Annotated in this window: 11 protein-coding genes; 4 read left to right on the top strand and 7 right to left on the bottom strand. The window is 39.3% G+C overall.

What is annotated here, in order from left to right; translation table 11 throughout:
* Nucleotides 1–64: 64 nt before the first annotated feature.
* Both parC and parE read right to left on the bottom strand, forming a co-directional pair.
* Nucleotides 65–2494, bottom strand: coding sequence for a DNA topoisomerase IV subunit A (gene parC, locus ACIQ0H_RS05830; protein WP_403412201.1), 2430 nt, complete (start codon nucleotides 2492–2494; stop codon nucleotides 65–67).
* Nucleotides 2491–4464 (bottom strand): DNA topoisomerase IV subunit B, encoded by a 1974-nt coding sequence (gene parE, locus ACIQ0H_RS05825; protein ID WP_403412198.1) that lies wholly within the window; start codon nucleotides 4462–4464, stop codon nucleotides 2491–2493. Before parE ends, parC begins: the two co-directional genes overlap by 4 nt.
* 298 nt (nucleotides 4465–4762) lie before the next feature.
* On the opposite strand from parE, the gene plsY reads away from it, so the two are divergent.
* The 3 genes from plsY to ACIQ0H_RS05810 all read left to right on the top strand — a co-directional run bounded on the left by plsY (nucleotide 4763) and on the right by ACIQ0H_RS05810 (nucleotide 7488).
* Entirely contained in the window at nucleotides 4763–5365 is a 603-nt protein-coding gene (gene plsY, locus ACIQ0H_RS05820; RefSeq protein WP_403412195.1) for a glycerol-3-phosphate 1-O-acyltransferase PlsY, read from the top strand.
* 38 nt (nucleotides 5366–5403) lie between these two features.
* Nucleotides 5404–5697, top strand: coding sequence for a HesB/YadR/YfhF family protein (locus ACIQ0H_RS05815; protein ID WP_403412192.1), 294 nt, complete (start codon nucleotides 5404–5406; stop codon nucleotides 5695–5697).
* Between the two features lie 444 nt (nucleotides 5698–6141).
* Complete coding sequence (locus tag ACIQ0H_RS05810; RefSeq protein ID WP_403412190.1) at nucleotides 6142–7488, top strand: C40 family peptidase; 1347 nt, start codon at nucleotides 6142–6144, stop codon at nucleotides 7486–7488.
* Between the two features lie 118 nt (nucleotides 7489–7606).
* Here the strand turns inward: ACIQ0H_RS05810 and ACIQ0H_RS05805 are convergent, their stop codons facing one another.
* The 4 genes from ACIQ0H_RS05805 to ACIQ0H_RS05790 all read right to left on the bottom strand — a co-directional run bounded on the left by ACIQ0H_RS05805 (nucleotide 7607) and on the right by ACIQ0H_RS05790 (nucleotide 12449).
* Complete coding sequence (locus ACIQ0H_RS05805) at nucleotides 7607–8995, bottom strand: Mur ligase family protein (RefSeq protein ID WP_403412188.1); 1389 nt, start codon at nucleotides 8993–8995, stop codon at nucleotides 7607–7609.
* Nucleotides 8996–9138: 143 nt separating this feature from the next.
* Nucleotides 9139–10437 (bottom strand): YheC/YheD family protein, encoded by a 1299-nt coding sequence (locus ACIQ0H_RS05800; RefSeq protein ID WP_403412185.1) that lies wholly within the window; start codon nucleotides 10435–10437, stop codon nucleotides 9139–9141.
* A gap of 109 nt (nucleotides 10438–10546) precedes the next feature.
* Nucleotides 10547–10987: a hypothetical protein gene (locus ACIQ0H_RS05795; protein ID WP_403412182.1), complete on the bottom strand. Its 441-nt coding sequence runs from the start codon at nucleotides 10985–10987 to the stop codon at nucleotides 10547–10549.
* Nucleotides 10988–11138: 151 nt separating this feature from the next.
* Nucleotides 11139–12449, bottom strand: a complete 1311-nt coding sequence (locus ACIQ0H_RS05790) for a Mur ligase family protein (RefSeq protein ID WP_403412179.1) — start codon at nucleotides 12447–12449, stop codon at nucleotides 11139–11141.
* A gap of 293 nt (nucleotides 12450–12742) precedes the next feature.
* On the opposite strand from ACIQ0H_RS05790, the gene ACIQ0H_RS05785 reads away from it, so the two are divergent.
* Nucleotides 12743–13945: an ATP-grasp domain-containing protein gene (locus ACIQ0H_RS05785; protein ID WP_403412176.1), complete on the top strand. Its 1203-nt coding sequence runs from the start codon at nucleotides 12743–12745 to the stop codon at nucleotides 13943–13945.
* Between the two features lie 156 nt (nucleotides 13946–14101).
* Here ACIQ0H_RS05785 and ACIQ0H_RS05780 read toward each other — a convergent pair whose 3' ends face one another.
* Nucleotides 14102–16267 carry a YheC/YheD family protein gene (locus tag ACIQ0H_RS05780; protein ID WP_403412413.1) on the bottom strand — a complete coding sequence of 722 codons (2166 nt, stop codon included), beginning with the start codon at nucleotides 16265–16267 and terminating at the stop codon, nucleotides 14102–14104.
* Between the last annotated feature and the right edge of the window lie 66 nt (nucleotides 16268–16333).

Raw genomic sequence — 16333 nt, 5'->3', positions numbered from 1 at the left:
AATTATTATAAAGCAGGCTTGAAAAAAAGTCACGGGAATCTTTCCCGTGACCTGTCTACCTACTTTATTCAATTTCAGCTTTTGGATCTTTGTAAATATGCGTGACATTGCCGTCTTTTTTCTCATCTGTAGTCGTACTACCGTTCGAGTAACGATCGGTTGGACGTATTGTCCCCGCAACGATGGCAAACTTATTACCTTTTTCGGTTGCCAACACAATGATTTCATCGGTTGTCACCATTTTAGCTCCGACAACGCGATATGGATTGGATTTTAGTTCTTTCAGGACAACGACGCCGCGCTGTGCTCGTGCTGCTCTATCTAGCTCTTTCAAACTCATTCGTTTCACAGTTCCACGCTGAGTCGCTAGTAAGATAGAAGCACCGTTATCTTGAATGACTTCCATCGCTACAACTTGATCATCGTCCTTCAAATTGATGCCGCGCACGCCAGCCGTACGTATGCCGGTTACCGACAGTTCTTCAAGTTGAAAACGAAGTGCATAGGCTTGATGTGTGAATAGGATAATATCCTCGTCTCCTTTGACGATTCTAGCATCTACCATTTGGTCACCATTTTTAATGCCCATGGTTTTAAACGTTCTTGAATAGCGTTGGACTTGATAATCCGCCAGTTTTGATAGTTTAACAGCACCATTTTTCGATGAAGTCAAAATGAACGCTTCTTGATCAAAGCTTTCTAACCCGATTGCCGCGATAATCGATTCGTTTTGCTCGAGCGCGATAATACTAGAAATATGCTGACCAAGGTCTTTCCATTTGATGTCTGGCAACTCATGAACCGGTTGATATAGATAGTTTCCTAAAGACGTGAACAACAGCAAATGATGGCGCGTGTTCATTGGCACTTCTAACAAACTATAATCCGATTCCTTCATATCTTGCCCAGCTCCATTTGAAGCTCCATAAGAACGGACGCTAGTACGCTTGACATAGCCATCTTTTGTTACGGAAACAATAACTTCTTCACTTGGCACAAGAATATCAAGGTCTACTTTGATTTCTTCAATTTTCGCCTCAATTACAGAACGTCGTGGTTCAGCGAACTGCTTCCGAATTGCGATTAGCTCTTTTTGAATAACCGATGAAAGTTTTTTATCGCTTTTCAAAATGGCATCGAGCTGTTCGATCAGCTTTCGCAACTCAGCGTCTTCTTGTTGTAACTCCGTAATATCTGTATTCGTAAGCCTATAAAGTTGGAGTGACACAATTGCTTCCGCCTGGATTTCAGAAAACGAAAACTTGGCTATCAAATTATTTTTCGCATCGCGCTTATCTTTTGATCCGCGAATCGTTTTGATGACTTCATCCAAAATGGATAGAGCTTTCATAAGACCTTCTACGATATGCAAGCGGTCTTGCGCTTTTTTGATGTCATATTGTGATCTACGTGTCACTACTTCCTTCTGGTGATCGATATAGGCGTCAAGTAGCATTGGTAATGACATCAGCTTCGGCCTGCGATCAGAAATAGCAATCATATTGAAGTTGTATGTGACTTGTAAATCCGTATTTTTAAGCAAAAATTGTAGAATTCCATTGCCATCGATGTCTTTTTTCAATTCGATGACGACACGGAGGCCTGTACGATCCGATTCATCGCGTACATCGGCGATACCGTCTAATTTACGATCCAGCCGGAGCTCATCCATTTTCTTAACCATATTGGCCTTGTTAACGTCATATGGAATTTCTGTCACAACGATTTGCGACTTACCGCCTTTTAACGGTTCTATTGCTGTTTTTGCACGTATTACGAAACGTCCTTTGCCGGTTTCATAAGCCGTTTTGATGCCGTCAGTTCCTTGGATGATCCCCCCAGTTGGGAAATCAGGTCCTTTGATAACAGTCATTAATTCATCAACCGAAACGTCTGGATTGTCCATACGCATGAGAACTGCATCAAGCGTTTCGTGCAACGCATGTGGCGGTATATCCGTTGCATAACCTGCAGAAATTCCCGTTGAGCCATTGACTAGTAAATTCGGGAAACGGGCAGGTAAAACAGTCGGTTCAGGTTCTGTATCATCGAAGTTAGGGATAAAATCAACTGTATTTTTAGTGAGATCCCGCATCATTTCGCCCGCAATTGCAGATAATCGTGCCTCAGTATAACGCATGGCAGCAGCGGAGTCCCCATCGACAGAACCGTTATTACCATGCATTTCAATCATCATATGACGCAGTTTCCAGTCCTGACTCATCCGCACCATTGCTTCATAGACGGACGAATCGCCATGGGGATGATAGTTACCGATGACGTTCCCGACGGTTTTGGCCGATTTACGGAAAGCCTTATCATGCGTATTCCCTTCATGGAACATGGCATACATAATACGCCGTTGAACAGGTTTCAAACCGTCGCGTGCATCCGGTAATGCCCGGTCCTGAATGATGTATTTACTATAGCGTCCAAATCGATCACCGATCACTTCTTCCAAGGGTAGATCCTGGTAACGTTCTTCTAAAGTCATTCAAAGTCCCCCTCGACATGCAAAAATTCATTGTCCAAAATATTATGTTCTTCCGACATGCCGAAATCGACGTTCTCTTCAATCCAACGACGTCTTGGTTCTACTTTATCGCCCATTAGCGTCGTGACCCGACGTTCAGATATCGCGCTATCTTCGATTGTGACTCGGATAAGCGTACGTGTTTCTGGGTTCATCGTTGTATCCCATAGCTGATCCGCATTCATTTCACCAAGTCCTTTATAGCGCTGTAGCATATACCCCTTACCAATTTTTTTCATGGCTTCATCTAAATCGGCTTCCGTCCATGCATAGGCCAGTTTCTCGCTCTTCCCTGCGCCTTTAAACACCTTGTATAGTGGTGGTAATGCGATGTACACTTTGCCTGCTTCAATAAGGGGCTTCATATAGCGATAGAAGAATGTCAGTAGTAGCACTTGAATGTGCGCTCCGTCTGTATCGGCATCCGTCATGATGATCACTTTGTCGTAGGCGATGTCTTCCACTTGGAAGTCCGAACCTACGCCGCCGCCAATCGCATGAATAATCATATTGATCTCTTCATTTTTCAAAATATCTTCGAGTTTCGCCTTCTCCGTGTTGAGTACTTTCCCTCGTAACGGCAAAATGGCCTGGAAAACACGGTCGCGACCTTGTTTTGCAGATCCTCCAGCGGAATCACCTTCTACTAGGTACAGTTCATTCTTCGCGGCATTTCTCGATTGTGCGGGTGTTAATTTACCAGACAGTAGCGTATCTGATCTTTTCCTCTTTTTCCCAGAACGTGCATCTTCTCGTGCTTTCCGTGCCGCCTCCCGTGCTTGTTGTGCACGTATGGCTTTCCGAACGAGTGATGCACTTAAATCAGCATTTTCCTCCAGGTAATAGAACAACTTCTGAGACACGATGGAGTCCGTGACACCTCGCGCTTCACTTGTCCCAAGTTTACCTTTCGTCTGCCCCTCGAATTGCAAGATTTCCTCGGGTATACGAACGGATACAATGGCTGAAATCCCTTCACGGATATCCGAGCCCTCGAGGTTCTTATCTTTGTCTTTCAATAAACCCGTTTTCCGTGCATATTCATTAAATACACGGGTCATCGCGGTTTTTGCACCTGTTTCATGTGTTCCGCCGTCTTTTGTCCGAACGTTATTGACGAATGACAAAATGGTTTCCGAATAGCCATCACTAAATTGGAAAGCAAACTCCACTTCGATGCCATCAGATTCTCCGTCCAAATAGGCGACATTATGCAGGACATCCTTCTCTTCGTTCAAATAAGAGATAAAAGCCTCTATTCCTGTTTCATAATGAAAAACTTCGTGCTTATCTGTGCCTTCTTCTTTTAGATCAATTTTTAGGCCTTTCAATAAGAATGCAGACTCACGTAGGCGTTCGCTTAATGTATCATATTGATATTTTACGACCGAAAAAATAGATGGATCGGGTTTAAAATGAATAAGCGTCCCTTTTTCACGTGTTGTGCCAATCTCTTCGAGAGTGGTCACGGGCTTTCCACCCTGTTCAAATCGTTGACGAAACTTTTTACCGTCGCGGAAAATCGTTACTTCTAGCCATTCAGACAAAGCATTCACAACGGATGCCCCAACGCCGTGTAGTCCACCACTCGTTTTGTAGCCGCCTTGGCCAAATTTACCGCCGGCATGAAGGACTGTTAGAATAACTTCTACTGTTGGCTTTCCAGTCGCGTGTATTCCTGTCGGCATACCACGTCCGTAGTCCCGGACGCTGACACTACCGTCTGTATGAAGTGTTACATCAACTTCAGATCCAAACCCTGCTAGTGCCTCATCTACCGCATTATCAACGATTTCATAGACCAAATGGTGAAGTCCACGGGAATCGGTAGATCCTATGTACATACCGGGACGTTTACGAACCGCATCTAGACCTTCTAATACATGAATCGAATCATCATCATATTTATATGCTTCCTGTTTTTTCGTCAAATTACGACCCCCTTCAAACAAACGTTCTCTTTTATATAATCGTACTGCTTCCCCAGAAGGTTGTCAAATCAACGTTCTCGGAAGCTTGCTCAACTAATTGTATAGAAGAAGATGATTTATTGCAACGATGTTCGTTAAATGATAGTTGCTAAAACCAGATGTTTGCGCATGAACGATTCCAATCTACTTCAGCAATATTTGCCTGGATGGCAAACGATTCTCTACGTGAAGCCATTGTAGTCAACAGACGGTTCTGCTAAACTAAAATCACTATAGAACTATATAAAAGGGGTATAGAATGGAAATTATCTTACTGTTACTCATCGCTTATTTACTTGGTTCCATCCCGTCAGCACTGTGGGTTGGACAACTGTTTTACAAAATGGATATCCGCCAGCACGGTAGTGGCAATTTAGGTGCGACGAATACATTTCGCGTTTTAGGAAAAAAAGCGGGGATTGCTGTTACAATCATTGATATTTTAAAAGGTACAGCCGCTGTTGGATTGCTGGCCTTGCCTTTTTTCGAACAGACAAATGTTCACCTCCTGGTTCCAGGCATTCTTGCGGTCGTTGGACATATGTATCCCGTTTTCGCCAGTTTCAAAGGCGGCAAAGCAGTGGCCACTTCTGGTGGTGTCATTCTTGGCTATAATTGGCCTGTATTTATTTTAGTTCTTGCCACGTTCCTCATTGTATTGAAAATGACAAAAATGGTATCGCTTACTTCTATGATTGTTGCAATTGTTGGCTTCCTTTATAGTATTTTTTATTACGTTAGAACAGGCGATATCACCTTGATGGTTATGATTGGTTGCTTCGCTGTTTTCATTTTCTATCGCCACCGGGCAAATATTGGACGTATTAAAGCAGGTACCGAGCCAAAAGTGAAGTGGTTGTAATACAATGGAGACATTAACCGGAAGGATGGTGTGGGGAAATGAAGATCATCTTATCGACTGAAGCATTGAACTGGTTTAAAGAAGAAATGGCCACCGAAAAGGGCGATAGCATTCAATTTTTCGCTAGATACGGTGGTGCAAGTCCGTTGCATGAAGGATTTTCACTTGGTGTCAGAATGGAAGCCCCAGATGATGCTGCAGTTAAAACGGAACACGATGGTGTCCAGTACTATATCGAACGTCGAGATGAATGGTATTTCTTAGAGCATGACCTGCATGTTAACGTGGATCCAAAACTAGATGAACTAATTTATTCATATGAAAAAGCGTGAAGGCACAGTGCCACACGCTTTTTTTTATTTCTTAATCATTCATAGTGCATGATATCAATGTCAGTTTTGCATGTTGGTCAGTTTTCATTTTTTTAATGAATGAATAAAGAACTACGCATGTATGTTGTAGGTGGAACTGGAGGAATTAATTTTGATTGAAGCACCAGAGTATGTGTCATCACCCTGTTCTCTTCTAATTAATCTATTACTATAAGCTTAACATACCAATGTTCTGAACAGAATTACAGATACTATCAAAAAGATGTGTAACACGTTGTTAATAGCTTTGTAATCTAATTGTAAAAATCCTTGTTTAACCCATTAGGAGCAAGGATTAGGGATATACAAGCATTCAACAAGGAAATATTTCCCTAGAAGTCCTGCTACCTTTTTATGTTACTATCAATTGCGAGATCTACTACAAAAATTTTCAGGAGGAATTTTATGAAAAAACGTATAGTTACAGCTACACTCGCAGTTTGCATCAGTCTAAGTACATTAGGTGTAGTTTCCACAAATCCAGTAAATGTATCTGCTGCAACTACAACTACGCAAAACAATCAATCCGCCGTTGAAGCAAAGGCGGATCAAATAATTCAAACTGGTAAAAGTTTGATTGGGAAGGCTACTTACAGTAATACGGAGTACAAGCCTACTTACCCCTATAAATTTTCTTGTGCGACTTTCCTTATGTATATTTTCGGAGAAAACGGCGTAGATCTAGCTACGTACAATGAAGATTATATGATGCAACAAGGAACTTACGTAGCAAGAGATCAATTGCAAAAAGGGGACCTACTTTTCTTCTCTAGTAAAGGAACTAAGATTCCTGATCATGTAGCGATGTATATCGGTGATAACAAAGTGATTCAAATGGCAGACCCAACACAAAAGATTGTAATTTCTGATTTAAACAGCAAACCCTACTATAAAGACAGTTACATTACGGCTCGTAGAGTTCTGCCAAGCTTGCTCCCTTCAAATCCAGCAACAAAAGGGGATAACGTTGTTAGTCTAGCCTTTGATTTAATGAATAAAGTAACAATGGGCACGGTTAACGATGATAAAGCAATGAAGTTTACAGGCCCAGGATTCGTTAACTATGTTTATAACAAAAATGGGGTAACTCTTGGATCGACCAATATTAGTGAACAAATGAAGGTAGGAACAACAGTCTCACGAGCAAACCTAAAGAAAGGTGACTTGATCTTCTTTAGTAATACGATTGGATCAAAGACACCAGGTTTAGTTGCGATATACGCAGGGGACCACAGAATTATCATTCCAAATTCAAATGGAATCCTAACTCGAGTTCTCTTCGTTGACTATTACGATCAACGTTTTATAACAGCAAAACGTGTTTTGACTGATAAGAATACACCAATCGTCGTGCCGCCTACTGTCAGTGCTCCATCGGCTGATAAAATCGTCAACTTTGCATCATCATTAATGGGTAAAGCGAAATTTGGTTACGGTTATGATGAGAAGACTTTAACATTTACAGGTGCTGGCTTTACGTACTATGTTTATAAAAATCAAGGTATTGACCTAAAAAGTAAAATTGCCAGCCAACAGGCGAAAATCGGCAAGGCTGTTCAAAAAGCTAGCCTCCAAAAAGGGGATCTTCTTCTCTTCTCAACGGATAATAAAGGGGCAAACATTACACAAACCGGAATTTACATTGGAGGAAATCAATATATTTCTCTTTCCACTTCCGGTTCTGTTTTGAAAGAAAGTCTAAACTCAACTTGGGCTAAGAAAAACTATGTTGCAGGACGACGTGTATTTTAATTAATGGAATCATAAAGAAGCATTCATCACATATGTGGTCGAATGCTTCTTTTTATTAAATGATTTGAAAGTATACGTTTTTCACTCCATACGAGTGTCCAAGTTCCTTACGCTTTTCTTAGTCTCCCATTTTTAAACTATTCGCAAACTCGATCATGGATCGGCTTGACATGGGGCCTTTTATAAGCAGAATCGCGTCATTGTCGAGGATAGGATCTAAAAGCTCTTTAAGCCCTTTGACCTCTTTACATATATGGATAGTCGCTTTACTTCCGTCCTGAATCGCTTGTCTTGCGATTTCTTCTGCCTTGCTTCCAATCGTAATTAACGTATGAATGTTTCTTTTCGCGACCATACTGCCAATTTCGCCGTGATATTTTTTTTCAAAAGTACCCAATCTATTGATATCGCCTAATACAAGAACGACATTTTTCCCCTTTCCAATTGAATCCAGGACCTTTAATGCGGCTTCTATCGAAGTTGGGTTATTTGTCCATGTATCATCAATGATTGTACTTCCACCTACCCCATTAGAAAACTCCAAGTGCCGGGTCATGTTCTCATATGTTGCTAGACGAGTAATAGCTTCCTGTAAATCCATACCCATCTCATTTACAGCCGCTAGCGCTGCAAGTGCATTATATACTTGGTGTTCCCCGTATCCGGGTATAAACGCTTTATATGTTCTTTTATTAAAGTGGAGTCGAAAATCCATTCCATGCTTTGCGAATTTGATTGTAGATGCTCTGAAGTCTGATCGCATACCGACTCCAAAATAAATAATCTTTCCTTTGAACGAGTGTAAAGGAACCTTTTTTGTATTTTCGTCATCTGCATTTATGATTAATTTGCCGTCTTTCTTTATGCCATCCACTATTTCTGATTTGGCCTTAATATATCCTTCAAGGTTTTTACATCCATCTAAATGATGCACACCAATATTTGTAATGATTCCAATCGTTGGTTGGTAAATCATACATTGGTGTGTAATATTACCCGAATTCCCTAGTCCATGTTCAAAAACCGCTGCATCTGTCTTGTCATCAATCCCCATCAAATAAGGCAATGACCTTCGTGGTTCATTTTTGCTGCTAATGGATGCTTGGATATGACGATCCTTACTTAAGATATGTTTAATCATATCTTTCGTTGTTGTTTTACCGCATGTTCCCGTTATTGTAACGACGGGTATCGTAAAAAGACCCCGATAGTACTTGATAAATTTCCAATAAGATTGGACAAGGCTAGCCACTTTTATTACGGTCGTATTTGGCAGGGCGTTTTTCAGTTCAGCTGTAGGCTTATCTGAAATCACAAAAGCAGGGCCTTTAAGATTAATTTCTTGCCAGTTAACCGTGTCGCTTCTGCTCACAAACATAAGTGTATGCGACTCAGTAAGATCGTGGCGCTTATAATAAATGGCATTCCTTACCTTCCAATTTTCTGAACCGCAAATTAATTCACCCTGGAGTAATTTGCGTATGTCTCCCACTAATAATGGTTTCAATACGATGCCTCCTCTCCTCTAGATATAGTATGAAAAGCAAATTTTTAATGTATGGGTACTGAATCATTTCTTGCTATTACCTGGCGTTTAACAATCTAAAGAGCTAGCTATAGTCGTCGTGGATCAGTATTGAAGATACTAAGCTAATTTCTTTTCGCTTTTAATATATTCGCATAGATTGTTTTGTCTTCCAGCTTATAAAACATAGAGAGGTCTGGGTTGTCATTTCCTTCAATTATCCATATATCGCCCCGATAAGTAATTCCAATATCAAAGCCGATGATCTTTATGCCTAATTTGTTTTTTTCAAGCCTTCTGGCAGCAATAATACAGATCTCTTCAATTTCTTCTTCAAGTACATCGATATCTACCCATGACATGTTTGAGTTCTGAATGGCATTCTCCAATGATAATAACTCCTGGGCTGCATTGGTAATGAAAAAACCCTCGCCAGCTACTTTCACAATCTTGCCCGTGGATGTCCAAGTCGAATCCATCTTTTGCACAATGACTCTACAATCGATTGGACAGGCATCTACCGTCGCTAATGGTAATCTTTGCTGAATAATATAATACTTTTCGGAAAGATAACTTTCTTCGATAAAATGATAGGTTTCCTCGAGGGTTGCTTTCGTAATCTTCCTTAATCCTGAGTGAATTTCATAGGAATGGCCATTATTTGAGGAAATTTGTACAATTCCTGAACCTTCTTGTCCATCGCATGGCTTAATGATTACTGCTTTATATCTATGAAGAAAATGATTAAAAGTAGACTCCGTGAATAAATCAGTATCTGGAACATAGGACGCTAGTGAGCGCTTTGTGATAAGTGTCAGATATTGATTCCATTTACTCTTAGATAGGTGCAAAACTGTATCTTGAATCCATATTCCGTTTTTCATGTCATACACAATTTCAATCACAATCGTATTACACTCAGGAAAGGATTCGCCCAGCTTTTTTGCGACAACCATAGATACGTTCCTTATCTCGTGGCGGAAATACTTATAGATACCTCTTCCGTTCTTAGAACTAGCTTGTTCAGCATAAGTTTGTACACACCACTCATGTAAAGCTGATTTCCGGTGAACGGTAACAAAATATTGATAATTGCCCTGAGAATACCGACAATTCATCTTGATCGGCTTGATCACATAAAACTTTTGCTTGATTTCATGGCGTATCAAATGTCGATAAACCTCTTCTTTATTCGTACATGTCAGTGCGTTCTTCTTAGATACAACCCGAAACTTGGTTTTTTCAGTAAAAACACAAACCTCACCAGGGCCAAAAACAGGCTTAATGACTAACGTCTTGTACTTTTTTATAAACTCGTAAAGGGATGCCTCCGAAAATAGTTCTGTTTCTACTAGATACTTCGATAAGCTTTCCGTGGAACTTAATAGTAAATATTGGCTTAGTCGACCGCTACTGGCCTTCACAATTCTCCCCCCTTTGAATATTCGTAACTTCTTTTAGGATAATTCGACAATCATAGGACAAATAAAATCAAAAAACTCCCGGTATAGACAGCCGAGAGTTATAGGGCAATTACAATTCCCGACAGCCCAACGCAATGATTGAGCCTTGTGGTACAAGTACGGCACCGTTCTGGCTAAAGAACCCTATTATTTCAAAACTCTCTACAATATCATGAGCAGCTGTAGCAACTTGATCTCTAAATACAGCAATAAATGGATATTGTTTTCCGTTCACGATTCCAGTGCCATTAATAGTCACCTCACAGCCCTGCCCGTCCTTCTTACAGACAACAGAAGTAATTGTATTTGCAGTAAATAAGAAGTTTTTTCTATTTGGACATTCCGTATCTACAAACTTTAAGGAAAGTGTCGACTTTTTGAGAGTAGTGATACAAACATTCGCACAGTAAGTTAGGTTGCCTGTCACAGTTCCACACTTAAATGCAAATTTGACTTTATTTCTTTGGGAGCTAGCGTTAACAGAGACTCCACAAGGACAAAGGATACCCATTGATTTCCCCCCTTTCTATCAGAATACTTTAGTATATTAATTAAAATAGAGGTCTGGCTTGGTGTTTGTCCCAGTACAATCTACTTTAGTAAAATAATTTACGCTTATATACAAAACGCTCCCCCTCTAAACACTCTCGTGCTAAAGGGGGCTAATTCTTCTTACGTAATTTAACTGCCAATTCGATCAAAGGTTTGCTGTACATATCGCCTTTAATAAGGACAATTGTATTTTCGTCGACGATCTTTTTTAGGAGATTCAAAACAAGAATGCTATTGTTAAAGGTATAGACCTGTGAATTCAAGCCAGTCTTTACCGCATAATCAGCCATTATTCGCGCATGTTCTCCAATTGTAATGAGCACGTCTACACCTATTTGAGATATGAGTTCTCCTGCTTGTTCATGAATAATGTACCCCCAAGAACCTAAATCCGTTATGGTTCCTACAATTGCCACCTTTTTTTTGCCTTGTCCTACTTCTTTCAATACTTTTAGAGCTGCTTCCAATGAGGTTGTTGTCATGCTCCATGTGTCATCAAGAACGGTAGAGCCGTTAATTCCTTCAAACACTTGAAGATGCTTTTTTAAATTTTGGAACGTTTTCAATCGATTCGCAGTCTCTGGAAGATCAATACCCATTTCAAAAGCAGCTGCAATAGCAGCAAGTGCATTATAAACTTGATGCTCTCCAACACCCGGTACGAACATCGGATACTCTTTCTGCTCATGCTGAACAGTAAATTGCATCCCGTCTTTACAGAAATTAATATCGCATGCTTTAAAGTTGCAGGAAGAATAGATTCCAACTTTTAGGATTCGGCCATTATAATTGGTCAAATCGAGTTTTCTACTATTTTGATCATCTGCATTAATGATTAATACACCTTTCTGTTCGAGGGCAGCACACATTTCACCTTTCGCATGAATGTATCCTTCTAGCGTTTTACAATAATTTAAATGATGTGCGCCTATGTTCGTAATAATCCCAATGTTGGGCTTGAAGTACTTTCCTGCATTTAGTACATCCCCAGGTGCACCGACTGCTGTCTCAAAAACTGCTGCTTCTGTTTCGTCATTAATGCTGAGGAGATATTCTAAATGAGCGGTTCGAGAATTATTACTGCTGTTTGTATATGCAATTATTTTATCTGCTGAAAGTATGTGTCTTATCATTTCTTTTGTAGTTGTTTTTCCAGAAGTCCCTGTGATGGCTACGACAGGAATTTGAAACAAGTTACGATAGTCATGCACAAATCTCCAATACGCTTCATCGGTATCCTTTACTTGTATGACGGTCAGATCCACTAATTGTTCATTTGGCCTAAACGGTAGTTGAGTGACAAGCACGAGTGGGAAGAATTTTTTTAGTCTTTCCCAATCAACAATATTCTGCTTTAAAAAGAGAATTGTATGTTGCTTCTTCACCTGTTTAAGACGATAAGCACCATGATAAACAATCACATCGTCAGACCCTTGAATCAAATCGCCACCTAGAGTGTTTCGTATATGCCTGACTGAGAAGGGTTTCATTGTGAACTATTCACTCCTTTCATTTATAACATTATATGTAAGTATAATAATTTTGCTTGTACAAATAGCGTATATAGATAAAATGCAAGCACTACATGAATGACCGAACGGACACCTAGCCTTATTTACATACTTTCATGATACTTAACCAATCAAATAACGGTTTATCCCATAAACATATAAAGAGTTGTGTTAACGAAAGTTCATAATAGGGAGTGGACCGTTTGAAAACGATTATTTTTATAGGCACAAATAAATCCGGATCAAGTAGAGAAGCCATTAAAGCTGCAGAACGACTGGGGTACTTTACAGTTGTATTCACAAATAAAGAAAAGCAATTGCTCCAAAGAAACGAATACACGGATGTTCACGAAATGATTTTTATTGATACGAGCAATATTTCAGAAATGAAAAAAGAAATAAAAAGACTACAATTAAATGGAAAGGACATCAAGACCATTGTCAGTTTTATCGATTCAAATGTACATCGGGCATCAACGCTTTGTGAAGAGTTTTGTGAAAGCGGCACTTCCTCTAAAGCTATTGCGATAATGGAAAATAAAGAGCAAACAAGATCTTTTCTGAAAGATCAACCTTACACCCCGAATTTTTTTGTTATAAAGCCGGGTGAAACGATAAACGTACAATTCCATTTTCCTGTCATGGTTAAATCCCCAAAATCGACAGGTTCTAAAGATGTATTGCTTGCAAAGAGAACTGAACAGTTAGAAAAGCATATCGCGAGCTTACGGGAAAAGCATCCCGATGAGTCCATTATCATTGAAGAATTTATTGAAGGAGATCAATATTTAGTCGAGGCTCTTGTTTGTAACAATAAGATTCAGATTGCCGGAATTATGAAACAAGAAATTACACAAGGCAAAAGGTTTATAATTACTGGTTACGGCGTATTTGCGGATGTTCCAAGTCATGTAAAAGTTGGGATTGAAAAGGTCCTACACTCTGTCATCTCCCAATTTAATATCCAGAACGGTGCTCTTCACCTTGAATTACGACTTTCAGCCAACGGTTGGAAATTGATAGAAATCAACCCAAGAATATCTGGCGGCGCAATGAATAAAATGCTTCAAGCTGCATTTGGGTTTAATTTAGTAGAAGAAACCCTTAAATTATCCTTAGGGAGAATCCCTTCATTAAAACCAAAATGTTTGAATTACGTATTTACCCAGTATCTCGTTGTGTCCAGAAAAGGAATTTTGGAAAAGGTAACTGGCAAGCGGAGGGCTAGAAATTCCCCTGGGGTGTTTGAAGTTTACGTGAAGCCTAAAAAAGGAACCAAATTAATACCGCCACTGTCTATGGGTCATCGCTATGCTTATGTAATTGCGACAGGAGCAAGTATGGAAGAGGCGAAAATGTTGGCACAAAATGCTGCAAACGAAATTACGTTTCATCTAACGGAGTAAATAGAAAGACTATGAAAATCGAGGAGCAATTGTTGTATGGGTAACATGGAACCCTGAAAATGTAATAGGACCTCTATATGTTAGTCGCCAAATTTTAAAACTCGAATAATTACGCACTGTTAATCAGTGGTAATTATTCGAGTTTTTATTGATTCTTTACTTAAAATTTTGATCAATAAATTTCACTGTTTCAAACATATTGGTTTTACTAGCTCCTTTGACCAAAATCGTGTCATTTTTTTCAATAATCCTTGATAGTAATTCATGTAATTTGTCTTTATTAGTGAAATGATAAACGTTTTCAGGTGAAAATCCCTTAACCTTTGCTTGTGATCCAATTTCATCTGTTCGAAAACCATAGGTAATTAAAATATCAATTTTCTGTCCACTCACATATTCGCCGACTTTTCGGTATTCCTCTTCTCGTAAATCACCTAACTCCCTCATTTGACCAATAATAGCTATTTTACGGTGTTTTCCGATATTAGAGAGGACATCGATTGCCGCCCTTACCCCTTCAGGATGGGAGTGTACAGTATCATCCAGGAGAGTTATATTGTCGCGGCAATTATAAATCGTCAATCTTCTCGGCGGTTTTCTAAAGAGCAGCCCCAATTTAATGTCTAACGGCGCAATTCCTAAATAATCCGCGACAGCAATTGCATTTAGTGCATTATAGACATGATGTTCCCCTAAAATAGGAATGAAAAACAATATTTCTTTACCTTGGAGCTTCATCTTAAATTGCATTCCGTTGTCTACATAGGTAACATCATAAGCTCTGTAGTCAGCGTTCGATTTTACGCCAATTGAAATGATCTTTCCTTTAAATTTTTGGGTCTCTAAATAGGTTGAATTTGGATCATCTTTGTTTATAAATAGAATGCCTTCCTGATCCATACCGTGGATCAATTCAGATTTTGCATGTGCTACTTTTTTAATATCTCCATCAAAATTCCCGACATGTGCCATTCCTATATTCGTCACAATGCTAATATTTGGCTTGATGATACTACAATGTTCTGTAATGACGCCTGGATAAGCCATACCATACTCCAATACAACCGCCTTATGGGATGGCTGTATTTCCACAGCATGTTTTTTCGTATGCTCAGTCGTATTCCAATAATCCTTCGATTCGAATATGTTCCATTTCTTCGACAAGATCGATGCAAGGAATGCTTTAGTTGTTGTTTTACCAGCACTACCGGTTATGGCGATAATCGGAGTTCCCTTTTGTTCTTCAATGTGTTGTTTTTTGATCGCTTTTATTTTTTCTGTTAGTGCTTTTTGGTTTTTTGCAAGATACATGGCATATTTAATCATATTGATTACTACATCCAATTCCAAATAAAACGCGGGAGGGCAACCCGGCCGCCAATTCACCTCATATATCCATATTTTTAGATTCTCGTCTAATCCGATATCTATTCCAATTTCATCAATGACTTCCTCGTATTGGACCATTTGAAGCTCATCTAAGTGATTGGCTAGGGACAAGGAAAAATACTCTAAAGTGCGCCTGATATTAAAAGCTTCTTCTTTAAATTCTTGTTGTAAAAACGGATCCAAATAATTAGTGAATCCACCATTATTAATATTTGGAACGAACGATCCTGTTGGGGCAACTCGTGGATAGATTGTGGTGATCACCCATTTTCCTTCTCCATTTTTTTGAACATGGAGTCTGAAATCAAACACTTGCCCAGATTTCGTGACTGATTGAATATAGGGTTGAATAATATGAGTTCCCTTTGAAATCTTTGACTTTATGAAATCATATAGTTGTTGCCTTGAGTAACGAATATGATTTGTGTCATAGCTAACCAGAAAATCGTCTTCCTTTTTTGATATAAAAAAAATGCCTTTTCCCTTTCTTCCATCACTCGGTTTGAATACAACTTTTTCAAATGCAGCAATAAATTTAAAGAAATGTTCGGTGTCTTTTACAATGTCTGTCGGAATTAGATAGTTTGCAAATTCTTTCGCTTCCTTTAACCGCTCAGTAACATTCCATTTATTCCCGATAGAATGAGTGGTAAAGGGAATCTCCTTTTTTAGCTTTTGAATAATTTCTTTAGATTTGGCCAATTTTTCTGGACTACCTGCATTATAGATAACGTCTGGAAAGGGCATCAGTCGTTCTATCCATTGTCCGTTTTCATACACTTGTCCCCTAATTGACCGGTTAACAAAATTCACTTCTCCAGGAGAGAAGTAGAAAAATTTAGCACCTTCTGCTTTAGCCACGACTGCATATGCATAAGACTTTATGACAGTGGTGGGATCTTTTCTATGATGTAACATTCCTATCAAAGTCATTGAATAATCTCCTTTTTTATCTTTTAGATGATCTCCTATAGTACATTCAAAGAACAATACTTTTGA

It is taken from the genome of Sporosarcina sp. NPDC096371 (assembly GCF_044762865.1).
Taxonomy (GTDB): Bacteria; Bacillota; Bacilli; order Bacillales_A; family Planococcaceae; genus Sporosarcina.
Note: the sequence above shows the minus strand (reverse complement) of the source record. Positions and strands in the feature narration are given on the sequence as shown.